The organism is Sphingobium sp. TomMM7A (assembly GCF_055397305.1).
Genome location: NZ_AP027312.1, coordinates 573,140 through 597,500, shown reverse-complemented (window position 1 = coordinate 597,500; position 24,361 = coordinate 573,140). Strand labels below are relative to the sequence as shown.

The 24,361-nt window shown below is 58.4% G+C and carries 16 protein-coding genes and 1 pseudogene; 8 read left to right on the top strand and 9 right to left on the bottom strand.

The genetic code is table 11. From position 1 onward, the window contains the following. Positions 1 to 51 precede the first annotated feature (51 nt). On the top strand, positions 52 to 960 hold the full coding sequence (locus tag ACZ5ZH_RS15435; protein WP_464773297.1) for a bifunctional 5,10-methylenetetrahydrofolate dehydrogenase/5,10-methenyltetrahydrofolate cyclohydrolase: 909 nt from the start codon (positions 52 to 54) through the stop codon (positions 958 to 960). 249 nt (positions 961 to 1,209) lie between these two features. Further along, a pseudogene (locus ACZ5ZH_RS15430) lies at positions 1,210 to 2,307 on the top strand (IS630 family transposase). Between the two features lie 211 nt (positions 2,308 to 2,518). Here ACZ5ZH_RS15430 and ACZ5ZH_RS15425 read toward each other — a convergent pair. Then, positions 2,519 to 4,777 carry a glycoside hydrolase family 3 N-terminal domain-containing protein gene (locus tag ACZ5ZH_RS15425; RefSeq protein ID WP_464772907.1) on the bottom strand — a complete coding sequence of 753 codons (2,259 nt, stop codon included), beginning with the start codon at positions 4,775 to 4,777 and terminating at the stop codon, positions 2,519 to 2,521. 297 nt (positions 4,778 to 5,074) lie between these two features. Between ACZ5ZH_RS15425 and ACZ5ZH_RS15420 the strand changes: the two genes are divergently transcribed. Then, complete coding sequence (locus tag ACZ5ZH_RS15420; RefSeq protein ID WP_464772906.1) at positions 5,075 to 5,362, top strand: hypothetical protein; 288 nt, start codon at positions 5,075 to 5,077, stop codon at positions 5,360 to 5,362. 162 nt (positions 5,363 to 5,524) lie between these two features. Here the strand turns inward: ACZ5ZH_RS15420 and ACZ5ZH_RS15415 are convergent, their stop codons facing one another. From ACZ5ZH_RS15415 to xylB, 7 genes are all read right to left on the bottom strand, one after another. Beyond that, complete coding sequence (locus ACZ5ZH_RS15415) at positions 5,525 to 6,214, bottom strand: TetR/AcrR family transcriptional regulator (protein WP_464775225.1); 690 nt, start codon at positions 6,212 to 6,214, stop codon at positions 5,525 to 5,527. A 94-nt stretch (positions 6,215 to 6,308) separates the two neighbouring features. Continuing rightward, positions 6,309 to 7,769, bottom strand: a complete 1,461-nt coding sequence (locus tag ACZ5ZH_RS15410; RefSeq protein WP_464772904.1) for a GH39 family glycosyl hydrolase — start codon at positions 7,767 to 7,769, stop codon at positions 6,309 to 6,311. Positions 7,770 to 7,878: 109 nt separating this feature from the next. Next, positions 7,879 to 10,248, bottom strand: coding sequence for a glycoside hydrolase family 3 N-terminal domain-containing protein (locus ACZ5ZH_RS15405; protein ID WP_464772903.1), 2,370 nt, complete (start codon positions 10,246 to 10,248; stop codon positions 7,879 to 7,881). Between the two features lie 188 nt (positions 10,249 to 10,436). Continuing rightward, a complete protein-coding gene (locus ACZ5ZH_RS15400; protein WP_464775224.1) occupies positions 10,437 to 12,806 on the bottom strand; it encodes a TonB-dependent receptor in 2,370 nt (789 codons plus the stop codon). Positions 12,807 to 13,215: 409 nt separating this feature from the next. Then, a complete protein-coding gene (locus ACZ5ZH_RS15395; protein ID WP_464772901.1) occupies positions 13,216 to 14,112 on the bottom strand; it encodes an aldose 1-epimerase in 897 nt (298 codons plus the stop codon). Then, the gene (gene xylA, locus ACZ5ZH_RS15390) at positions 14,082 to 15,395 is read right to left on the bottom strand and encodes a xylose isomerase (protein WP_464772900.1); all 1,314 of its coding nucleotides are present in this window, start codon (positions 15,393 to 15,395) and stop codon (positions 14,082 to 14,084) included. Before xylA ends, ACZ5ZH_RS15395 begins: the two co-directional genes overlap by 31 nt. Positions 15,396 to 15,405: 10 nt before the next feature. Continuing rightward, positions 15,406 to 16,848: a xylulokinase gene (xylB, locus tag ACZ5ZH_RS15385; protein WP_464772899.1), complete on the bottom strand. Its 1,443-nt coding sequence runs from the start codon at positions 16,846 to 16,848 to the stop codon at positions 15,406 to 15,408. A gap of 113 nt (positions 16,849 to 16,961) precedes the next feature. Between xylB and ACZ5ZH_RS15380 the strand changes: the two genes are divergently transcribed. Continuing rightward, positions 16,962 to 18,020 carry a LacI family DNA-binding transcriptional regulator gene (locus ACZ5ZH_RS15380; protein WP_464772898.1) on the top strand — a complete coding sequence of 353 codons (1,059 nt, stop codon included), beginning with the start codon at positions 16,962 to 16,964 and terminating at the stop codon, positions 18,018 to 18,020. Positions 18,021 to 18,071: 51 nt separating this feature from the next. Next, positions 18,072 to 19,475: a sugar porter family MFS transporter gene (locus ACZ5ZH_RS15375; protein ID WP_464772897.1), complete on the top strand. Its 1,404-nt coding sequence runs from the start codon at positions 18,072 to 18,074 to the stop codon at positions 19,473 to 19,475. 380 nt (positions 19,476 to 19,855) lie between these two features. Here the strand turns inward: ACZ5ZH_RS15375 and ACZ5ZH_RS15370 are convergent, their stop codons facing one another. After that, positions 19,856 to 21,577 (bottom strand): FAD-binding protein, encoded by a 1,722-nt coding sequence (locus ACZ5ZH_RS15370; RefSeq protein WP_464772896.1) that lies wholly within the window; start codon positions 21,575 to 21,577, stop codon positions 19,856 to 19,858. A 113-nt stretch (positions 21,578 to 21,690) separates the two neighbouring features. Here ACZ5ZH_RS15370 and ACZ5ZH_RS15365 point away from each other — a divergent pair, with 113 nt between their 5' ends. From ACZ5ZH_RS15365 to ACZ5ZH_RS15355, 3 genes are all read left to right on the top strand, one after another. Further along, positions 21,691 to 23,160: an NAD-dependent epimerase/dehydratase family protein gene (locus ACZ5ZH_RS15365; RefSeq protein WP_464772895.1), complete on the top strand. Its 1,470-nt coding sequence runs from the start codon at positions 21,691 to 21,693 to the stop codon at positions 23,158 to 23,160. Positions 23,161 to 23,168: 8 nt separating this feature from the next. Next, complete coding sequence (locus ACZ5ZH_RS15360) at positions 23,169 to 23,480, top strand: hypothetical protein (protein WP_449469146.1); 312 nt, start codon at positions 23,169 to 23,171, stop codon at positions 23,478 to 23,480. A gap of 122 nt (positions 23,481 to 23,602) precedes the next feature. Continuing rightward, positions 23,603 to 24,190: a TetR/AcrR family transcriptional regulator gene (locus ACZ5ZH_RS15355; RefSeq protein ID WP_449469145.1), complete on the top strand. Its 588-nt coding sequence runs from the start codon at positions 23,603 to 23,605 to the stop codon at positions 24,188 to 24,190. Positions 24,191 to 24,361: the final 171 nt, after the last annotated feature.

The window sequence follows — 24,361 nt, the reverse complement described above, 5'->3', positions numbered from 1 at the left end:
AATCACGGACAGCGCCCGGCCGTCCACAACACCCGAATGACAAGGCTGACCATGGCGAAGATCATTGACGGCAAAATGATGGCCGAGGGCATTCTGGAGACCGTTCGCCACGATGTGGACGCCTTTCGGACGCGCTGCGGCATCGCGCCCACCTTGGCGGTCATTCTGGTGGGTGATGATCCGGCGAGCCATGTCTATGTCTCGCGCAAGTTGAAGGCCTCCAAGCGGGTCGGCATAGCGTCGATCGAGCGACGCCTTCCCTGCGAAACGACCCAGGACGCCCTTCTGGCGGAGATCGATGCGCTGAACATCGATCCCTCCGTGCATGGCATATTGGTCCAGCTACCGCTGCCGCAGCACATTGACGCAAGCGTGGTGCTGGACCGCATTTGCCCGTCGAAGGATGTTGACGGCTTCCACCCCGTGAATGTCGGCCGGCTCTCTACGGGCACTCAGGGACTGATCCCCTGCACGCCGCTCGGTTGTCTTCTTCTGCTTGAAAGCGTGGTGCAAGACTTTTGCGGCCTCAAGGCAGTCGTCATCGGAAAGTCCAACATCGTGGGCAAGCCTGTAGCCCTGCTTTTGCTGGAAAGAGAATGCACCGTCACCGTCACGCACATCAACACGCGTAATCTGCCGTCCATCGTCTCAACCGCCGACATCGTGATCGTGGCCGCAGGCAGTCCCGGCCTGGTGCGCGGCGGCTGGGTCAAGCCCGGAGCGATCGTGATAGATATTGGCATCAACAAGATTATCGACAAGGATGGCCGGAGCATCATCGTGGGTGATGCGGTGACTTCCGAGCTGGATCACGCCGCGGCCGTCACCCCTGTGCCCGGCGGCGTCGGACCCATGACCATCGCATGTCTCCTGTCGAATACCGTCCGCGCAGCCAATATGATGACGGCTGGCTCCTCACCGGACGTTCAACGGACCATATCCGTCCCTCGCGTGGCTTAGTGGCCGCACGAGCAGTCAGGGCAAGTCAGTTGCTGCGGGGCACCTGCCCATATTGAAGCAACGGATCGGCATCCAGGCCGACATTCACTTCCCCAACCACGTCGATGAACAGCGAAAACAGCTCCAGCGCGCTTCCCCTTGTGCTTTATCCAGCGCGCATCTTCCTTGTTGTTGCCCCCTAGTCACCTGGAACTGAAGTAAGCATCATTGTATGGTGCCTATGTCGATCAGGCGGCGGAGGCATGAGAGATGGTGGGTAAGCAAGCGGATTTGGTGGTTTTGAGCGCGGCGGACCGGTCCTTTCTCGAAGGTCAGGTCCGGCGTCGCAAAGCACCGCGTTCCCTATCCGACCGGTGCCGAATGGTTCTGCTCTGTGCGGAGGGGCTGCAGAGCAAGGAGGTGGCCGCACGTCTCAATGTCCACGAGCATACGGTGGGCAAATGGCGGCGTCGGCTCGTGCAGGATGGCATTGAGGGGCTGGCCGATGAGTACCGGGCGGGTCGACCCCGTTCAGTATCGGATGGACCGGTGGCTGGGGTGATCGAGCGCACGCTGAACACCAACGCCGAAGGATGCCACCCACTGGTCGATCCGCTCCATGGCAGCCGATTCTGGGTTGTCGCACACCACCATCCGCCGAATCTGGAGTGCATTTGGCCTGCAGCCGCACCGGTCAGAGACATTCAAGCTGTCGAGCGATCCGCTGTTCGTCGACAAGGTGCAGGACATAGTTGGCCTGTACATGTCGCCACCGAACCGGGCGGCCGTGCTGTGCGTGGATGAAAAGTCGCAGATCCAGGCGCTGGATCGCGAGCAGCCGGTCTTGCCCATGGCGCCCGGCGTGCCTGAGCAGCGCACTCATACTTACATCCGCAACGGTACGACATCATTGTTCGCAGCGCTCGATATCGCCACCGGCGCGGTGATCGGCAAGTGCTACAAACGACACCGCGCAACCGAGTTCCTCGACTTCCTCAAGCGGATCGATGCCGAGATGCCCAAGGGACCAGACGTGCACCTTGTGATGGACAACTATGCCACTCACAAGACACCGAAGATCAAGGCCTGGCTAGCGCGTCGTCCCCATTGGCATGTCCATTTTACACCAACATCGGCCTCTTGGATCAATCAGGTTGAGCGTTGGTTCGCCGAATTGACGCGCAAGCAGTTGCAGCGCGTGCCCACCGATCGACGGCGGAACTCGAAGCTGACATCATGGCGTTCATTGCGGCTCACAATGAAAACCCCAAGCCATACAAATGGGTGAAGTCAGCCGACGAGATCCTCGCCTCGGTCAAACGCTTCTGCCAAAAAATAATGAACCGAACTTCGGATTCAGGTGACTAGGGGGCCCGACTCATTATGTCGCAACCATATGCGGATGGAAGCGAGTTGGACTGAGGCGAGGAAGTTGTTGTCGCGCTTGTCGTATCGGGTGGCGCCGCTGGGCTTGATGTTGGCCCATACGCCGCGCGCGACCATCTCGGTCCTGAGCGCGGCCGTTACAAGTCCAGAAAGGATTCCATCTGCTCAAAAACGCCCTAGGTGCGCCGTCAGATCAAGCGACCTCAAACTCTTCCGCCAGCCCTGCCGCCTCAGCGGACTGCGCGATCCATAATTTGAAACGGCCAGCCTCGATCAAGGGCTTCAGATCGACGCCGATGAAGGCAAGGTCTGCGGCCCGCAAATCCAGCGTCACCTGTTGCGATTGGCCCGGCGCCAGTTCGACATGCCGGTAGGCCTTCAGCTCACGGATAGGCTGGGTGACGGATGCGACGACATCCTGTACGTAGAGCTGCACCAATTCCCGGGCAGCATATTGCCCATGGTTGCTGACCGTGACCGTGACGCGCAGCTGGCCGTCCATCCCGATTTTCTTGGAGGAAAGGACGAGATCGGAATAGCTGATCTTTCCATAGGTCAGGCCATGGCCGAATGGAAAGCGCGCCTCATATTTCGACGTGATATAGCGCGTGTTGTTTGGGCGGCCCGGCCGCCGGTGCGCATAATAATAGGGCACCTGCCCCGCCGAGATGGGGAAGCTGACCGGCAGGCGGCCGGACGGGCCAGTCGCGCCGAACAGGATATCGGCAGTGGCATTGCCCGTTTCGGAGCCCAGAAACCAGGTGACCAGAATCGCCGGAGCATCAAGGATCGCCCCTTCCAATGCCAGTGCCCTTCCATTCCGCAAGGCGACTATCATCGGCTTGCCGACTGCGGCGACCGCCTCTGCAAGGGCCTGTTGCGCGGGGGGCACGACAATCAGATCGCGCGATGCGGCCTCGCCCGACATCGCTTCGCGTTCTCCCACTGCAAGGATGACGATGTCAGCGGCACGGGCAGCTGCGACGGCGGCGTCAATACCGCCTTCAATGGGGCTGGTAATCTCGCTGCCTTTTACGATGCTGACCATCGAAGCGTCGGCAACGGCCGTCCGCACCGCGCTAGCCAGATCGACTGCTTCCTTGTTGTCCGCAAACAGCGTCCAGGGACCGTGCAAGTTGCTCGGCCCCTCGGCAAACGGCCCGATGATGGCGATGCGCTTGCCCTTGCGTGGCAGGGGCAGCAAATCTCCCTCGTTCTTCAACATGACGATCGATCGCCTGGCTGCCTCGCGCGCGAGCGACAGCGCAGGCTTTGTGCGCATGCGCGTCTGCTGGCGCTTCAGGTCCATGCGCCGGAACGGATCCTCGAACAGGCCAAGCTGTTCCTTCAGCGCGAGGACGCGGCCGACCGCCTCATCAACCCGCTCCATCGGCACTTCGCCCGCCTGCACCAGCGAGGGCAGATGGTCGCGATAGATGCCGCTCGCCATGCTCATGTCGAGTCCGGCCATGATTGCGATCCGCGCGGCGTCGCGGGCGTCGGCGGCCAAACCACGGGCCGCGATCTCCACATCGCCGTTATAGTCGCCAACGACCAGTCCATCGAACCCCATCTCGCCGCGCAATATGTCGGTCAGATATTCGCGGCCACCATGAATGGGACGCCCCGCGATATCCTCAAACGCGGCCATGACGGTGGCGCAGCCCGCGTCGATGGCTGCCTGAAACGGCGGAAGATAGACTTCCCGTAGCGTCCGCTCCGAAATGTCGGCTGTATTATAATCCAGCCCACTTTCCGCAGCGCCATAAGCGACGAAATGCTTCATGCACGCAGCAACCGATGCATCGTTCGAGAGCGAACGGCCCTGAAATCCCCGCGTCCGGGCGCGGGCCATGTCCATGGACAGAAGCACATCTTCGCCAGCGCCTTCGACTGTCCGGCCCCAACGGGCATCGCGGCCCACATCGACCATCGGTGCGAAGACCCAGTCGAACCCGGTTGCCGCCATCTCCTCCGCTGCTGCACGGGCAGTGCGCTCGGCAAGGTCGGGGTCGAAACTCGCCGCCTCAGCCAGTGGAACCGGGAAAACCGTGCGATAGCCGTGAATGACATCGCCCGCGAAGATCATGGGGATGCCGAGCCGTCCCTTCATCGCGGCAGCCTGCAACTTGCGATGCGCATCCACGCCAAAGCCGTTGAAAACGCCGCCCAATCGTCCCGCCTGCGCGTCGCTAACAAGATTTTCGACATTCTTGACTGCGGCAGCGGGGTTGATCTTGGCTGCGGCGGCGGAGGTCCAGGGGGTTGGCATCAGCGTCAGCTGCCCCGCCTTCTCTTCGATCGTCATCTGCGCGATCAGCGATTTCACGCGGCTCGACAGCGGGCGGCGTACAGCCCCCATCGCCGCGGGGATGCCCGATGCCTGCCATGCGAAAAGGCATGCGGAGCTGATCAGGACAGATCGGCGGCTGATGGTGGTATCGCGGAACATCTCGGGCAAACTCCAATAAAAAAGGCAGGTGTGGCGAGCGCTCTTTACGAGCTGATTTCCTTGCCGTTGGCGCAGCGCGGTCCTTCCAGCCAGCCGCCCAGGCGATCGCGCCAGCGATCATATCGGGATGCTTCGGCTCCTACCCTTAGCCGTCGCCTCGGCCGTCTCTCTCCCACGAGATTAGTGTCATTCAGCAGCGAGCAAGGCATACTCATACATCTACATGCAAGTAAACAGTCTCGTTGCATTTTTTCGAGTTCCTGTTAGATGTGCTGCCATTCGTTGATGGAGAGTTGGATGATGAAGCAATTGATTCTAGCCGCGACAGTCCTGGCTATGGCCCCCCTCCCCGCTTTCGCTCAAACGGCTTATTCAAGCTCGACGACGGAAATCGGCACGCTGCTGGACGATCCTGCGGCAAAGGCTATTCTGGAAAGGCATGTTCCTGGCATGACCACCAACGACCAGGTCGATATGGCCCGGTCGATGACGCTGAAGGATATCCAACAATATTCGCCCGATCAGATCACCGACAAGGTGCTTACCGAAATCGACGTAGACCTTGCCAAGCTGAAGGCTAAGTGAGGCTGGAGCGTTTTCGAAGCAGATGAAGTCGCCTGCTGGCTTGGAGGACGCGGAAAACAAAAGATAAATAGAGCATAATCCGATCCGATGTGATCGGTTTATGCTCTATTCGGTGGGCCGGGGATGAATATCCGGCCAGTCCTGCTCGTGCCGTTTAAGGCATCACCAACTTTCCCTGCCGCGCAGCAGAACGTCTACGGCTTGTGAAGCAAATTCCGCTGCTTCGGCTGGACTGATGGTCCGTACCGTTTCCTCGGTCCTGCGCCACCCCTGTATCATGCTCAACAATTGTATAGCCGTTCGCCTGGGGTCCTTTGGAGGTACAGGATCGTTCCGCGTACCTCTTATTATTTCCTCGGTCAGAAATTCGACTTCGTAGTTATAGCCTACCTGATAGAATGTTTCAGCAATTTCAGGAAATCGGTGCGCTGTTGTTGCAATTAACTGGCTAAATTTCTGAACTTCAGGACTGGCGAGCATATGGATAAAGGTTTGCGCGTGTCGCCGCAGACTTTCCGAAAACTCTTCTGGTATGTCACTATTACGTCTGCTGGCTTCGTCAGACCATGTACGGACACGATCTTCGACGACTGCCTTCATCAGTGCATCCTTGGTCGAATGCCGAATATATAGGGTTCTTTTTGAAACCCCCGCAGCTTGTGCCACGGCTTCCATCGAGGTGGTTTCGTAACCGACCGAAAGAAATAATTCCTTCGCTGCCGATAAAATAGCCTCTTCGATCTCGCCCGCCTTTTTATTCGGTGGGCGTCCCATGCGTCTAACGGGCGCGCATCCGGAATTAGATTCTGCGCCTCTCCCTGAACCGCATTTCTTCGCTTCCTTCACCCGCATGTCCCGTTTTCGTTAGGCGTATCCACTTATGAACATATCGCTTGAGCAGCAAGCCGTCCAAGGTCGATGGACGGCCTGTATTCAACAAAGCAGATCAGGCCGTCAATTCGATCAGGGCCAAACCTTCAGGCGGCAGATCCAGCGTCAGGACGCCCTGCCCATCCAGGCGCCGCGTTTCCGGCGGAGCGAGTTCGGCCGATCGGCGAATCTGCTCGATCTGGTCCTTTTTGGGATATTGCGGCGAACCCAGCTCGCGCCATTTGGGAAGAGGCGAACCCCGCTCCTGATCGACATAGCTGACTTGCACGCTCTTGCCCGGAGCGGCTCCCTTGAGTTTGACCTCGATTTTTTTACGCTCTCCCGTGACGATCCGCTGGTTGCTCATGCCTGGGATGCCCGCAGGCTGCTTCACCTCGGCCAGGTTCCACACCAAAGCCGCTGCCCCGTTTCGCGTCTTGCTCGCCAGAGTCGGCCCCGTCGCTGATAGTCGGCGCTGGCCGAGCCGGTGCAACAATTTGTAGCTATTGAAAGCCGGCCGCGCGATGCCGCGTTGGGCCAGCATGCCCCACCCACCATCACCTTCCTTAAGTATGAAGTTGGGGAAGTTGATTTCCTCAAACACATTGCTGATGCACCATTGCGCCATGGCATGGCAGTAGGGCAGGCAATTGCTGATGATATGCGCAATCATCGCCGGGCTGTCTGACGACCATTCGGACAGCCATAGTTCGGCGCCCTTGTATCGCGTCGCGTCGATCTGGCTTCTGACCTTGGCCATGGCCGCCGGAATCACGTCCTTGTGAGGATAGCGATTGACCTCGCCGAACAGCTCCTTCTGATCGTCCCCGGCATAGATGTGCGTTGACACGAAATCGACAGGCAGATTTTCCTGCGCACAGAAGCCCAGGAACTCGGGAATCCACTGCGCCGCCGCAGAAGATGGCCCGCCGACGCGCAGCTTGGGATCAACTTCCTTGATTGCCCGTGCTGCGGCTTTGTACATGGCGAAATAGTCAGCCTGCGTGCCGCTGAAGAACCAGTTGAGATTGGGCTCGTTCCAGACCTCGAAATACCATTGGCGCACCGCAGAGGCCCCGTAACGATCCAGCAAGTGACGCACGAAAACCTGAATGAAGGCGCCCCACGCCTCTGGAGAGGCCGGTGGACTGATGTTGGCATCATAGGTGAAATTGAGCTTCTTATTCGCGCTGGCGAGCTTCTTGGGCATGAAGCTCAATTCGACAAAGGGCTGGACACCTCTTGCCAGCACGCCGTCATAGACATCATCGACGTTCTGGAAGTTGGGGTCCTTGCCGTTCATGCCGCCAGGCCAGACACCCAGATCATCGTTGAAGATGCCGTGGAAACGTACGCGCTCAAGCCCCGTTTCATTATGGAAGCGCTCGAGATCGTGGCGCCAGCTTTCGCGCAGCGTTACGGACGCACGATCCGATCCGGCGCAACGGGACCAGATATGATCAAGCGCACCCGCGTCGCGGCGCAGATCGATCTCGACATGTTCGGTAGCAATTTGCCCAAACGCTGGCCTGGCCACAGCAGAAGCTGCCAAAGCTGCCGCACCGGCCCCAATTATTTCTCGGCGGTCCCACATCACTTTTACTCCTCAGGCAGCCGCGTTACGGCGCCCTCTCCAACTTCGCCGATCAAACGACCGTGAGCTTTACCGATTTCAGGCTGGCTGAACTCGACCCCGCGTGGATGGTGAAAGTTCCCGGTTCGACGACATAAGCCATATCGATGTTCCAGAAGGCCAGGCTATCGGGATCAAGACTGAACTTTACCGTGCGTTTCTCGCCGGGCTTCAATGTCACACGTTCAAACCCCCGCAGTTCCAAAACCGGGCGCGGCACGGAACTTACATCGTCACGAACATAAAGCTGGACGACCTCATCGCCTGTTCTGGGACCGCTGTTGGTGACATCCACTTCCACTATGGCCGTTTCCCCGATTGCGATCGTGGATTTCGCGAGGCGAGGCGCGGAAATGTCGAATGTCGTGTAGCTGAGGCCATAGCCGAAGGGGAAGAGCGGCGTTATTTTGTTCTCAACATAGCGCTTGCCCGTCTTGGCCGATGGATGCTGATTGTAGAACATCGGCAGGTCACCGACCGAGCGCGGGAAAGTGACCGGCAGCTTCCCGCCCGGGTTGATCTTCCCAAACAGCACATCGGCGAACGCGTTCCCGCCTTCCTGTCCAAGGTACCAGCCCTCGATCAAAGCATTGGCCTTCTCAGCCAAGCGATTGACCGAAAGAGGGCGTCCATTGATCAACAAGGCGATTATGGGTTTCCCCGTCGCGATCATGGCTTCGACCAGCGCATCCTGATCGCCGAAGAGGTTGAGGGTGTTGCGATCGCCCGGCGCACCTCCGTGAATCGCTTCTCGCGTGATTTCCGGAACGTCGCCAACGACGAGCAGTATTACGTCTGCCCGCTTTGCAACCTCCACTGCCTGAATGATGCGCGCGGCGTTCTCAGCAGGATCGGGATACCGGGCAGCGCGAGCCGGCAAATGCTGGCCCGTTGGGTCAGGCTTGGTGATCTGAACACCTTCAGCATGTTCGACGGATACCGCCGGACCAGCAGCCGCTTTCACACCTTCCAAAATCCCCACGGCTTGAGCGTTCACCGAGGAATATCCCCCAAACAACGGCTCGACCGCATTGGGTCCGATCACCGCAATCCTTTGCGGCCTGGCGGTATTGATCGGCAATAGGCCGTCATTCTTGAGGAGCACTATCGATTTCTGCGCGACTTTGCGGGCAAGCGCCTTACTCGCCGGCGCATTGACCTGGCGCAGCGCGCGCGGTTTGCTGACATAGGGATTTTCGAACAGACCGGCTTCAAATTTCAGCGCCAGAATGCGGGAAACAGCTACATCCAGACTCGCTTCGGGGATGCGCCCGGAACGCACTAGTTCGGGTAAACGGGCGTAGGCTTGGCCCTCAGGCAATTCAGCATCGACGCCCGCATGTACCGCCATCACCGCGGCCTCATCATCATTCGCTGCCATGTAATGTTGGGTGACGAGATTGGTGATGCCGCCATAGTCGCTGAAATAGGCGCCGCGAAAACCCAGTCGCTCTCGGCCCGTGCGCTGGAGCAGTTCATAACTGGCATGTGAGGGAACGCCCTCAAGCTCGTTATAGGACGGCATGATGACGGCCGGGTCGGCTTTCTTGATCACCTGGGCAAAGGGCACGAGGAAATTTTCGCGCAGCGTCCGCTCGCTCATGTCGGCGGGCGCGGTATTAAGCCCACCCTCGGGCGCCCCGTGTATGAAATGCTTGAGCGTCACGAATACCTTGTCCGCCGCCAAGGGGCGTGTCCCCTGCTGGCCACGCACGGACGCGATACCCATTTGACTCACCAGATAGGGATCTTCGCTGAAAAACTCCTCCACCCGGCCGAATCGTGGATCACGGGCCAGGTCGAGGACGGGACTAAGCGCAACCGTTGCGCCCCGCATCCGAGCCTCGCGCCCCGCAAGTTCGTAAGCCTGCTCAACCAAAGCTGGGTCCCACGTACTGCCGAGGCCCAGCGGAATTGGGAAGATCGTCGCGTCCCTCGCCTTAAGACCATGAGCCGTCTCCTCATGGAACAGTGCGGGAATGCCCAGACGCGTATTTTCGACCAGATGTCGTTGAATGGCGTTGACGAGGTCGATCGTCTCTCCAGGTGAACGGTAATTGTCCTTGGCTACACGCGCCGTTCCGTTGGTATCACTCGGGTTACCGATCTGACCGATGCCGTTCACGAAGACCTGCTTGGCCTTCTCCGGCGAAAATAGGTCGCCCTCTAGAAACAGCGATTTTGTGTAGGCGATCGACCGCATCTGCGCGGCTTTTTCTTCCAAAGTCATCCGGCTCAACAAATCGCGTACGCGCTCTTCGATGGGAGCTTTCGCGTCGCGATATCGGGGCTTGCCCGCAACGTCGGCCATGGCCGTAACTGGCATCGCCAGAGCGGTTGAAGCGATGAACATGCGCCGCGTAAGGGCGAGCCGATCAGCCAAGGAATCCTCCGTTCAAAAAGTCATAGGCGTCCCGCAACGTAGTGGGCGGATCGTCATATGAAAATCTTACAACAGGAAGAGGGGAAAAGTAAACAGGGCCGTACCATTATATCCTTGCGCCAACGATTTTTCCAGCGTCGGAGCACGAAAAGACCCGCCAGCGCATAACGCTGGCGGGAGTGGAGAGTTTAGAAACGGAACGACCCGGAGATACCGAACTCCCGTGGATTGGTGAGGTTCACAGAGCGATATCCTGAATCGAAGATCACACCAGGACCGCCCAGGACGTTGTTCCCGGTGATAGTCGCATTGTTGATGCTGATGTTAGTGACCTTGTTCTGATTCAGCAGGTTGCGGACAAAAGCTGATACTTCCCACTTGTTCGTATCTCCACCTCGCAAACCGACGAACAGGTTGATGAGTTCGCGATGAGGATAACGGTACTGCTGATTATAAGAATAAACGCTCGGGCGATAGGTGATCAGGCCACGAATGAACGGCTGGATCGGCCCAGTTCCGAAGCGGTATTCGCTGTTCGCAGTGAGGCTGAAATCAGGCACGTCCGCAAGACGCGAGTTGCGCTGACAATAGCTAACGTTGTTGACTCCGCCGAATGCCGGATTGGGAACAACGATGGACTGATTGGTCACCGGATCCACCGTGTTGCACGGCAGGAGCGCATTTTTATAACGCGCCTTCACGTACGACATGCTGACTGAGACGTCCCAATTGTCCGTCGGCCGCCCCGCGAGCGTCGCCTCGACGCCCTTGACCGTAGCTTTGCCGTTATAATTATAATCAGCATTGGTGTCGACGGTGCCATCCGGCGGTCCAGCGAAGAAGCCAGGAAAGGGCTGGCTTCCCTGATCAGTAGCTATGCCAGTGAAGCGGGAGATGAAATTATCAAACTTCTGATAGAAGGCAGCCACATCGAGCGACAGGCGACGATCGAAGAAAGCCGACTTAAGCCCAACTTCAAAAGTATCGGCATGCTCCGCTTTGCTGATTGCCAGATCCTGACTGACATTCTGCGGTACGCCGACGCCTGCCGTCGGGGCACGGAATGAACGCCCATATGCTCCGTAAACGGTGAGATCCGGGGTAGCTTTGTAAGTCAGCGTGGCAGATCCAGTGAATGGATGCGATTTCTTCTCGAAATCTACGATCGGGAATGTTCCAGCGCCCGGAATGGAGATGGTTGCGAACTGCTTTCCGCTGATAACCGAATAACGGCCCGCCGCTTCAAAGGTCAGCTTGTCAGTAGGCTGGAGTCGAACGCTGCCCGCCACAGAGTAGCTTTCACCACTAACAGGTATGTTGATCACGCCGGGGACAGGAAAAATGGGAAGCACAGGAACGGGGACACCGGGTACGCTGGGAATGTAATCCAACGGTTTATCGACTGTCACATTGCCGGTATTCTTGCTGTAAGTACCGCCGATCGTCCAGTTGAAGAAGCCATCATTGTTGGACATCAACCGCAGTTCACCAGAGTCGACATTATAGGGCGTACGCGTGATCTGGGTTGGCGCATAGTTGTGGATCGCATTCCCCGCGTCAAACTCCCCATATTGGGTGAGTTTGGTCTCCTGATGTCCGCCGACGAATGACAGGGTGACGGGACCCAGATCATATTTCGCATCCAGGGTGAGCAGATGGCTATTATTAATGAAGCGGCTGCGCCCTTCTGCCAAGGTATAGCGATCATCCAATCCGACCGGCGGATTGCCAATTACAGGATTGCCCGGACCAAAGACCTGCGGGTACAGAATATTATCAGCATTCAGATACTGATACATCACGTTGATGTCGAAGCCGTCCGTCGGCTGAAACGCAACCGACAGCCGGGCGCTTTCGGTTCGACTTTGCGAACGGTCGCCACGAACGATATTGCGCACCTGGTTCAAACGGTTGCCATCGACCAGCATCGAGGCGCGTATGGCAAGCTTGTCCTCGATTACCGGCAGCGATACGCCGCCCTGCACGTTGTAGCCGGCATCTTCGGTCGCGCTGCCCTGCACATAGCCCTCGATCTTATTGAGGTTTGCACGGCGGGTCCGAATGGTAATGGCGCCCGATGGAGCCGTACGGCCGCGCAGGCCGCCCTGCGGTCCGCGCAAGACTTCGATCTGATCGATGTCGTAAATAGCAGTGAAAGCCGTTTGCGCATCGATTGGAACTTCATTGAAGTAAAGATCAACTGCCGGTCCGGTCCCCTGGTCAGGGTCGAAGTTTACGCCACGCAGCGTTGCGGAGTTCGCACGACCATTGTCGTTGCGCAGCTCAAGGCCCGGAGCAAGCTGCTGCACATCCTTGACATCGAAAATTTTAAGGCGTTCGATCTGCTCGCCTGTCGCGACGTTGATGCTCATCGGAACATTCTGCAACGACTCGGCCCGGCGTGTCGCGGTCACGACGATTTCGGCGCTGGATTGATTAGCCCCTGTCGAGACGTTGCCATTCGCTTCCTGAGCCCAGACGGGCGCCGACAGGCCGCAAGCTGCGCTGGTTGCGAGCAACAGCGACAATGTGTGTGTACGCAAATTCCTTTGCATCATCCTCTCCCCATAGATTGTTCAAACTTAACTTTTCACGTCTGGCTGGACTTTGCCGAAAGCACCGCTTTTCAGCTTCACCCAAAAAGCGCAAACTTAACCAATACTGCTGTGTCGCCGCACATGACCTGAGAAACCGCTGTCGCTTGACGTGCCTAAGCGCGCTTTGCACTTGACACCTACGCCTCTTAGGACAGGCTTTGGTAGCGCTATCTTTATAATCGAAGCGTAACGTTAGCCTCTCGTTGATTCCCCTTTTTTTGTGTGACGGAAGAATCCTGACGCAACCAAGTGCAAAAGTAAACTGGGCCGGACATTTTTTTCTGGGTGTTGCTATTTGCCAACAAAAGCAGTGGCTCGACGAGCCCTTAACCATTTCCGCTCACCCATGCAGTTTGCCTAGCGCCGAAACCTAAGAATAGGGCTTGCTTCCGTTCCTAGTGGCGCGAAACGACGTCACTGCCGCAAAGCTTTCCCCCGGCTTTAGCCATTTGACGTCATCAGGTGAAGAGTTGAGAGCGTTAGTCGCGTGGCTAACTGGCTCGACGCAGATAAAATTCTGTCCCTCCGGCGTGTAGACTACCGTATGAGGCAGCGCATCTCCTGGTTGGATTACGAGCGACAAATTACGGGAAGGCCATGAAATTGATAAGGCCCCCTGCCGGTTCGTGTAAACAGTATCCACTCGGCGCTCTTCCACGCTGCGGCCGCCCCACCAATCAATTCCCCGGTCTTTAAGGTCCAAGTCTTGCGGGAGACAGTCTCCATCATTTCGCCACTCGCCATGATGCAGCCCATAATAGACCGTGTTGCAATCCCGAGGGAAATAAGGATGAAGTCCCAGTCCTGCGGGCATCAGGCTTTGACCATGATTTATTATTTGCAGCCCGATCGTTAGCCCTTCCTCCGTTAGTTCAAACTGCTGCTCGGCATAATATGGCCAGGGCCATTCCCCTTCCAAATAATGATGGCCAAGCGTCACGCTGTTCACATCAGAGTGTTCAACAGTCCAAGGCGCCAACCATCCAAATCCATGCAGTGTATGCGGATGGTCTGAACCGGGGAAGTTCGGTCTCAGCTGCACTTCGCGCCCATTGGCCTGGAAGCGGCCAAAGGCGATCCGGTTTGAAAAGGGCACTAATGGAAAACAGGCAACGTCCAATATTGCAGGACCGCAGGCGGGGCGAAGCAACGCTTCACCCCGCCACTCGAACGCCAAGATCGAGCCGCCACGTTCCGGCTCCAACAAAAGGCGGTAATCGCCTGCTCGGATCTCCATCAGAAGCGGTTCACCATATTTTCCAGCCACTCCTGGCGACCCGATCGCAACTGCGGCGCCAGATCGCGGGAAACCGCAATATCCGCGATCGAAGCGAGCGTCGCATTATTGGAATGAACGGCCTGCCCCAAATCTTCCTTCCAGCCAGAATAGCGTTCCGCACGGAACGCATCGACGCGGCCATCCTCAATGATCGCCGCCGCCTTGATGAGCGCATGCGCAACCGTGTCGATCCCGCCAATGTGGCCGTGGAAAAGGTCGGCCGCGTCTACGCTCTGCCTCCGCACCTTTGCGTCGAAATTGAAGCCCCCGTCATTGAAGCCTCCGGCGCGGATAATCTCCAGCATGGCCAGGGTCAGCTCCTCGACCGAATTGGGAAATTGGTCCGTGTCCCATCCATTTTGGTGATCGCCGCGGTTTGCATCGATCGATCCAAAGAGGCCAAGCGCCCGTGCCATGGCGATTTCATGCTCAAATGTGTGGCCTGACAAAGTGGCGTGGTTCGCCTCAATGTTCACGCGAACTTCACCTTCCAGGCCGAAGCGCTTCAAAAAGCCATAAACGGTCTGAGTATCGAAATCATATTGATGCTTGGTCGGCTCATGCGGCTTGGGCTCAATCAGGATCGTTCCTTTGAAGCCAATGCGATGTTTATGATCGACGACCAGGCTCAAGAAACGGCCGAAATTTTCCTGCTCAATCCCGATTTCCGTATTGAGGATCGTATCATAACCTTCGCGACCGCCCCACAATACATAGTTGGCTCCGCCCAAACGATGGGTGGCTTCCAACGCGTCTCGAACCTGGCTCGCGGCCCAGGCGTAGACTTCGGGATCCGGATTGGTTGCCGCGCCCGCCATATAGCGGGGATGGCTGAACAGGTTGGCCGTGCCCCACAACAGCTTGCGGCCATGGTGGGCTTGCAGTTGCTCCAGATGATCAACAGCCTCGGCAAAACTTTTGCGAAAATCGCCGATCGTGTCGGCATCCGCCATCACATCGACATCGTGGAAGCAGTAGAAAGGCACGTCGAGCTTTTCGATGAAAGAGAGCGCTGCCTCTCGCTTCGATCGCGCCGCCGACGCGTCGTTGGCACCTGCATGCCAGGGGCGCCGGAAGGTGCCGCCACCGAAAACATCGCTCCCCGGCCAGCAGAAGCTGTGCCAGAAGCACACGGCGAAGCGCAGATGGTCTTCCATGCGCTTGCCCAATATGACGCGATCCTTGTCATACCAGCGGTAGGCAAGGTCATTGGCGCTTTCCGGCCCTTCATAGCCGATGGTCGGGAATTCAGCGAAATAACTGGCGGACACGAATTTCTCCTTACAAAGACTTGAGGGCCGAATAGGCCGCTCTGAAGCGGGCAAGCCGCGGCGCGAGACGATCGGCGAGCGCCGCATCGGGTTCTATGACGTCCGAAATAGATGGGCGGGTACAAGCTTCAGCGGCGCTTGCTCCGGTCACGGCCATGAGGGCAAGCTTAGCCGCCCCCAGCGCAGGCCCCACTTCTCCACCTTCCAAATAGGCAAGGCGCACGTTCAATGCGGCTGAGATGATCGAACCCCAATAGCGCGATCGCGCGCCGCCGCCGATGACCGCAAGCTCCTCGATCGTCGTACCCGCCTGGCGCAGTACGGCAATACCGTCTGCATGCGCGAAGGCCACGCCTTCCAGAACGGCCGCTGCAATGCGCCTTCGATCCGTTTCATTGTCGATACCCAGCACAGCGCCGCGAATATGCGAGTCATTGTGTGGCGTACGCTCGCCCGAAAGATACGGTAAAAACAGTTCAGGCCCCACTCCGCTGCCAGCCTCTTGCGCCAACGCAAAGAAATCCGCGGGGCCGTCCGCCCCTACCGCCTTCACGCCCCAGTCGATGCAGGACGCGGCGGACAAATGTACGCTCATCTGGTGCCACATCGCTGGCAGGCAGTGGCAGAAGGCATGTACCGCTCCATCGGGGTTCGGCCGAAACGCGCTTGTAGCGACGAAAATCACGCCTGAAGTGCCAAGCGACAACAGTGCGTCCCCTTCGTTGACCACTCCAATGCCAGCGGCGCCCGCTGCGTTGTCACCACCCCCAGCCGCCACGGGCACGGCAGCCATGCCCCACCGCGCGGCCACTTCGGGACGCAACACGCCCGTGATCCCATTGCCCTCGAAAAGGACAGGCATATGCTGCCGCGAAAGCCCGGTGGCGGCCAGCATAACGTCGCTCCAGTCGCGTGCCCCCACATCAAGCCACAATGTCCCGGCGCTATCCGACAGATCGGACGCCATCTCGCCGGTCATGCAAAGGCGGACATAATCCTTGGGCAGCAGCACCTTGTGGACCCGATCGAAAACTTCAGGCTCATGCTCCCTCAACCACATCAACTTTGGCGCCGTGAAGCCTGGCATGGCAAGATTCCCCGTAATCGCGCGCGATTCCGGAATCTCATCCTCTAGCTTTCGGCATAATTGAAAGCTGCGCCCGTCATTCCACAGGATGGCGGGGCGAAGCGGCTTATGGTCCGCTCCCAGCAGCGTCGCGCCATGCATTTGCCCGGCGAGTCCGATGCCCTGCACCCGCGCGCGCAGGTCATCAGGCAGCGCAAGAATGGCGGCTTCGGTTGCCTGCCACCAGTCCTGGGGATCTTGCTCAGACCATAAAGGGAAAGGCCGTGATACATTTAACGGCGCGTTCCCAGTCGCCAGCACTTTGCCATCCTGCGCGGCTATCACGGCTTTAACGCCCGATGTGCCAATATCTATGCCGAGAAACATCTCGCTACACCCTCTCCTAACCTGCGTAGGTAGCGCTAACATCCGTCATCATGCAAGAGGCTTGCTCAACCTCTCCCTTCCGAATAGGCGATGCAAAAGGGGAAATGCAGAAGATGGTCGTCAAAAGAGGTTCGCGCCGCAGAACCGAAGGACCCACAGTTGCTGATGTCGCGGACGCGGCGGGCGTGTCCCCAATGACTGTGTCCCGCGTTATCAACCATGATCAGCGGGTGAAGGACACGACTCGCAAAAAGGTCGAAGTGGCCGTTGCCGCCTTGGGTTATGTCCCGAACGCTGCAGCACGCGCTTTGGCGGGGGCACGGCAATGCCGCATCGTCTTGCTATACGGCAATCCCAGCGCCGCCTACCTAAGCGAATTTCTTCTCGGAAGCCTCGGCTCTGCCCGAGAGAATGACGTCGAACTGATCGTCGATAAAATTGACCCGCTGGAAAAGCCCGTCATGCTCGCTGCCAGACTTGTCGCACACAGGGTCGATGCGGTGTTATTGCCGCCGCCGCTCTGCGACGACGCAGAACTGCTCAGCGCTCTGCAAAAATGCGGTCTCGCGGCCGCTCAGGTTGCATCCGGACAGCCATCGCCTTCCTCTCACGCCGTGCTCATAGATGATGAGGAAGCGGCGTTCACAATGACTCAGCATATCCTGGCGCGCGGACATCGCCGTATCGGATTCGTCGCGGGCGACCCCAACCAAACCGCCAGTCATCTGCGGCGACAAGGCTATGAACGCGCTCTGCATTTGGCGGGGATCAAGCCAGACAAGAAGTTGGTCGCGCAGGGAAATTTCACCTACCGAGGCGGGCTTTCCGGAGCAGCCACGCTACTCGACATCACATCGCCGCCCAGCGCCATCTTCGCAGCCAATGACGACATGGCGGCGGGCGTGGTTAGCGCCGCGCACCAGCGAGGACTGGATGTGCCCAGCGATCTCACCGTTTGCGGGTTCGACGATACCGCCATCGCCACGACAATATGGCCCGAACTCACCACGATACGCCAACCGATTTCGGCTATGGCCAGCGTTGCGATTGAAATTCTTGCCCAGGCCGTGCGATCCAAGCGCCCCTTGGCGCGCGCTCAGCCTCAACATGTAAAACTTGATTACGAACTGGTCGTCCGCGGATCTGATGCAGCGCCCCAGCTAAAGACTTGACCACGTCCACAACTTTGCCATGGTAGCGCTCACAATAGGAGAGGTTCAGCTATGCATCGGGTTGCACAGGAGCAGATCAATCTGGCTTTGATCGGCCGTATAGTCGCGGTTGCCACGATCGGCGGCTTCATGTTCGGATATGACTCCGGGGCAATCAACGGCACGCAGGAGGGGCTTCGCCACACCTTCGGACTTGACGAGGCTCAGCTTGGCCTGACGGTCAGCGCTTTGTTGCCAGGCTGTGCATTGGGCGCCTTCCTCGCGGGCCGCTTCGCGGATATCTGGGGCCGTCGTACCGTCATGATCGTCGCGGCGATCCTCTTCATCATCAGCGCCGTCGCCTCCGGCGGAGCATTCAGCGCAACAGTCCTCGCCATCGCCCGCTTCTTCGCTGGAATGGCGGTGGGCGCGGCAAGCGTCCTTTCCCCCGCCTACATCAGCGAAGTTACGCCCGCGCATATACGCGGAAGGCTGTCCAGCATGCAGCAGGTGATGATCATCTCGGGTCTGACCGGAGCCTTTTTCGCCAATTATTATCTCGCGGGCATCGCGGGGTCCTCGCTTGGAACGGCTTGGGCCGGGCAGCCTGCCTGGAGATGGATGTTCTGGGTTCAAGCCGTACCGGCCCTATTGTTCCTGGTGGCGCTATTCGGCATCCCGGAAAGCCCCCGCTTCCTAATCGCCAAGGGGCGACTGCAACAGGCCAGGCTGGTTCTGGATCGCCTGCTCGGCCCACAAGCCGCAGCCGAGAAAATGAACGAAATTAGCGCATCGCTTTCTCACGATCACCAGCCCAGCCTGGCCGATATTCGCAAGCCGGGCGGCGGTTGGCGCAAGATCGTCTGGGTCGGCATTGGCCTGGCCGTGTTCCAGCAACTCGTCGGGATCAATGTCGTCTTCTACTACGGCGCGGTACTCTGGCAGGCCGTGGGTTTCACAGAAAGCGACGCTCTGAAGATCAATATCGCGTCTGGGGCCGTATCGATCCTCGCATGCCTCGTATCGATCCTGCTCATCGACCGGATCGGGCGGCGGCCGCTTCTTCTGATCGGCTCCGCAGGCATGACAGCCACGCTCGCAACGCTGGCCTGGTGCTTTGGCAATGCGGCCATGGTCGACGGCGCCCTTCGCTTGCCGGCAGGGCTCGGCCTCGTCGCGCTGCTCGCTGCCAACATCTACGTGATATTCTTCAACCTCAGTTGGGGTCCGGTCATGTGGGTCATGCTTGGCGAAATGTTTCCCAACCAGATGCGCGGGTCGGCCCTCGCCGTGGCAGGCGCTGCGCAGTGGCTCGCGAACTTTCTTGTCAGTTCAAGCTTCCCTTGGCTGGCGAAGAATATCGGGCTGCCCGTCACCTATGGCGCATATACCACCTTTGCCCTGCTATCCCTGCTGTTCGTCTTTATGACGGTTCAGGAAACCAAGGGGATAGAGTTGGAGGCGATGCAGGGATAGCGGGTTGCCCAAAGCCTGGCGACCTCTGGATCGCCAGGCCGCTACCGCCAACCGTCATGGCGACGCCGTTTATCGGTCATCGGAGCAAGTGCGTATAGATGGCCGCGCTGTATAAATGTGCTTAACTGCATATTTTACAACACAGCCAACTTGCTGATGCGGGCAAATGCGGCCTCAAGGCAATGCGCTCTGGGCCGCCGTGCAGTTCGGCCCAGAGCGCAGCACCGATGCGGCGAGAGTCCCTCAATCCGCACGGCAAACATGATCCAAATAGTGGTCATCTCGATTCGACCGATGCTCAACATAAGCAATCCGGCAATTAAGTAAACGCTCTGGTAGCATTAGCGCGTTGCTCGGGCGTGCTATCAAACCCAACGGCTTTAGTCCGACCTCGCCAGCGACCGCGCGGCACGGCGTCCGGAGAAGATGCAATCCGCAACCGACAAGCCGCTGACATAAATATTGGAGCAGATGCCGACAGCATTCCGGCCGGCCGCATAAAGTCCGCGGATCGGCTCACCCTCTTCGTTCAAGACTGCGCCACTATGCTCCTGCACCTTGAGGCCTCCCAGCGTCAGAACGGGGAGGAAACCCAATTTGGCGTCGATGGACATGTTGATGGCGTAAAAAGGCGCTTTGACGATCGGCACGATATCCTCGGAGGCTTTCCCCAGTGGGTCGACCACCCCTGTTTCGGCGAGCCGATTATAGTCGGCGACCGCTGCTTCAAGACCTTCCGGCGCGATCCCGCACTTTCCGGCCAGGCTCTTGATCGAGCCTGCCTTTTTCGACCCCAGGAGCATGGCGGCTAGTGCGGGGTAACGCTGAAAGCCCAGAATGGCCTTGCTCTTCGACTGGAGCTTGGCCGTTCGATAGCCATCATCGTCCAGGATGATCCAGCACACACCCTCATGATCTTCCACCATCGGCATACCGATAGACGCGCCATAGAGCATCTCGTTGACATATCGCTGGCCCTGCCGGTTTACGACCATGCCCTGCGCCCAGGCGATGGGCGGGTTGATGAAACGCCAAGCGCTGACATGCTGAAGGCGCGATACGTCACCGCCCGCGCTCTGCCCGAGCCGAATACCGCTTCCATCATCGCCGGGAGTGCCAAGCGGCATGCCCTTGAGATACTTGGGCGCATAATGCTCAACCATCTTTCGATTGAAAATGAAGCCGCCCGCTGCAAGGCATACGCCGCGACGCGCGCGAATCACGCGCTTAACACCCGCCTTACGCTCCAAAGCCCCCGCTTTTTTAAACAGCCGTGACGCCAGGTGCGCGATGATGGGCGCGCCCGGCATCGAGGGCGGCAGGCGAAGTACCATAGCCGTCGCGCGACGCATCAAGGCGTCATAGCGCTTCCCCTCGGCGGTGCCGGGCTGCATCTGGATGGCAACCACGCCGACCACGCGACCATCGTGATCCATCACGAGCTGCCTCACCTTGGTGGAGGGCAAGGACTTGATCCCCAAACGCTCCGCTGACTTCCGCAGCGGATCATAAAGACCTTTCCCGTATCCCATCGGTGCATCCAGCTTGTCGACCAGGGCGCGATGCCCTCTCGGAGCAGGTTTCGCCACGGCCTTGTAGTTGGGCGCAAGGCTGTTGTCGGAATGATAGAGGGAATAGTCGGTGTGCGGATAGCTTGTCTTTTTCTCATAGACGCGCCCCGCGAAACGGACGCCATGTCCGGCCAGCCAACGCGCCGTATCTGCGCTCTCTTCGCAGAAGATCCGGAGCGTTTGGTCGCTGACAACGCCTTGGGTCTCCAAACGAAGATAGCTGAACATGTCTTCAACGCTGTCCTCGACACCTGCATCCAACTGAGCCGGCGTGCCGCCGCCTCCGTAGAATATGCCTCCGTTGATGCGCGTCGCGCCTCCTCCATCCGCACGATCGATGGCCAGGACCGACATGCCCTCTTCATGCGCCTGGATCGCTGCCGCGACGCCCGCGCCGCCATAGCCCACGATGATCACATCTTCTGCGCCGTCCCATTCGAAGGCGTCAGCATCCTCGATGACAAGCGGCGCTTCGACGTCGCTGTTCCAATGGGGGTCGCCAGGGCGAGGTTCACCGTGCGGACGAGTCATAATTGATCTCCTGAATCTCCCTCCCCTATAAATGGACATTAATGTATATTTCAATTGGCATTCACAAATCCCGGGGCTAAGTCGCATTTCTTAGAACGGCGAAAGGAACTAAAATGGCAGCAACTGGAAAGCTGGTCCTGGTGACGGGCGCGACAGGCAATATGGGCAGAGCCGTTGTCCATGCACTTTCGCAAATGCCCGCATTGACCGTCCGCGTACTCGTGCGTCCAGAAGAGAAATCTCATCCCGTTATTCGCCGCCTGCAAAAGCAGCATAGCGTGGATTTTGCATGGGGCGACCTCACCGACGCCGCCTCCGTGGACCGGGCAGTCGCTGGCGTGGACATGGTCCTGCACATGGGCGCTCTCGTGTCCCCTCTCGCCGACGAACTCCCGCCCGCTGTCGTTGAAAAGGTGAATGTCGGCGGTACGCAAAATGTCGTGAACGCCATCCGAAGCCAGCCCAATGCTGATCAGATCCGCCTTGTCTACATCGGCACCGTGGCGCAGACTGGCAGCCGCAATCCTCCGATCCACTGGGGACGTGCCGGCGATCCGATCTGCATCGGCTATAACGGGCATTATGCTGGCACCAAGGCCCGTGCAGAGGCCGTCGTAGCCGAGTCCGGCCTTAAATATTGGGTATCGATCCGCCAGACCGGTATGGCCCATTACGACATGTGGAAGACCCAGGGGCCGATCATGTTCCATAACCCTCCTAACGGAGTCATGGAGTGGTCAACCGTGGAGGACTCGGCGCGCTTGATGGCAGCGTTGTGCGGCGATGACGTTCCAGAGAATTTCTGGCGTCACTTCTATAATATTGGCGGCGGAGAATCCGCGCGGCTCGTCAACCATCAGTTGATGGTCAAGATGATGGCCGCCATGGGCGTCAAGGATTTCCGGCGCATTCTCAATCCAAAATGGCTGGCAACGCGAAACTTCCATGGACAGTGGTATCTCGATTCCGATCGTTTGGAAGAGCTCGTGCCCTATCGGCGCTTTTCGATCGACGACTTTTTCACCGAACTACCCCGTCGCATTCCCTGGATGATCCGCACCATAATGCGCTTGTTCCCGGGCCTTGCCCGCAAGCAGATTCGTGCGGTTGCGGAGGGCTCTGGGGGGCCTGCCAGCTGGATCCGCACCAATGACAGGGAACATATCAACGCCTATTTCGGATCGCGCGAGGCATGGGAACAAATTCCCGATGACTGGGATGACTTCCCATTGGCGCAGCCTTCGCGAGACCCGATAGCGCTCGATCATGGCTATGACGATTCCAAGCCGAAGAACCAATGGGCAGCCGAGGATCTTCGCGGCGCCGCTGACTTCCGCGGGGCCAAATGCCATGCAAGCAAGGTTGATGACCCATTCTCCCCCGTAGATTGGGAATGCAGTCTTGGCCACCGCTTCACCATGTCTCCCAACCTCTATCTGGCGGGCGGCCATTGGTGTCCCACCTGCCAGACCGATATCGGTAGTTATCCGCTAGTTGCCGCGTCGAATCCATTTTTCGCTCAAATCTGGCCGGGTCCATCCGCTCAGACAACGGCTGCAAACACGCCCGCCCATCTCGACTGAAAGACCCCATGAAGAAAAATCTTCTTCTTTTCGCGGCCCTCACCGCCCTCTCTGCAACCTCTTTGGCGGCAATCCCTGCGCGCAAGAACGCGCCAGCTGTCGCACCGCGCTACAGTAGCTCGAGTACGCCCATCGGCACGCTGCTGGATGATCCTCGCACACGCGCAATCGTGGACAGGCATATCCCCAACACATCGACCGACAGCAGGATCTTCCTCGCACGCGGCCTGACGCTGAAAGGAATCCAGCGCTTCTCCCAGGGCAAGATCAGCGACAGGCAGCTGGCTGCAATTGATAAGGATCTCGCCAAATTTAGATAACGGGTCGATTTCAGCATCTCATTGCCATGGCGGTGCTCCTATATCAGAAGGCACTGATGATCCGTCGAACCGCCACTCCTGCAAAGCTTGCCCTCAAGAGAGGGCGTCCCTCGTCAACGGAGGTGGCGCTGATCGAGCAAGCCATACTTGGCACCGCCCGAGGCATGTTTCTGGTCGATGGGTTCGATGGCGTTTCTATGGAGAAGATTGCCGCGGCGACCGGCATAACCCGCACCACGCTTTACGCCCGCTACGCGACCAAGGCGGATCTTTTCCGTGCGGTCGTAAGGGAAACGCTGGCCCGCTGGTATGCGGTTTCCCGAGTCAAATCCACCCATGGCGTTACCGATCTGAGAGAGGTTCTGCACCTACGCGTTGCCGACATGGCGTCTCTGTTGGTCGATCCCCTCTTTCGCGGACTTCATTCGTTAATTCTTCTCAATCGCCATCGCTTTCCAGATCTCGCGCCACTGATGCACGAACTGGGTTATCTCAACGCAGTTCGGCTGCTGGCGGAGGATATTCGCGCCGCTGCGCACAGGGACGCGATCCCCGTGGAGCGACCAGAAGCAGTCGCCGAGCACATTCTCACATCGGTATATGGCTGGTTTTTACAGTATGACCTCGTTCGCAAGCTCTCCGCAAAAGATATCGAGACACATGGGAAGAAGATAGTGGATCTCATATTGTTCGCCCGCGAACAATGGTGATCCTGTCCCTCCGACTGGTTCGAACTGCTTCCATGATACAGGCGCTTTGATCCTATTCGCGTTAAAGGCTTTATGGCAACGCGAGCCCTCCATCCTCACATTAAGCCGCGGCATATCCGCAGCAGCGGCGCTCACGTAAAGCAGCACGAAAGCACGATCAGAGCGCAGCAT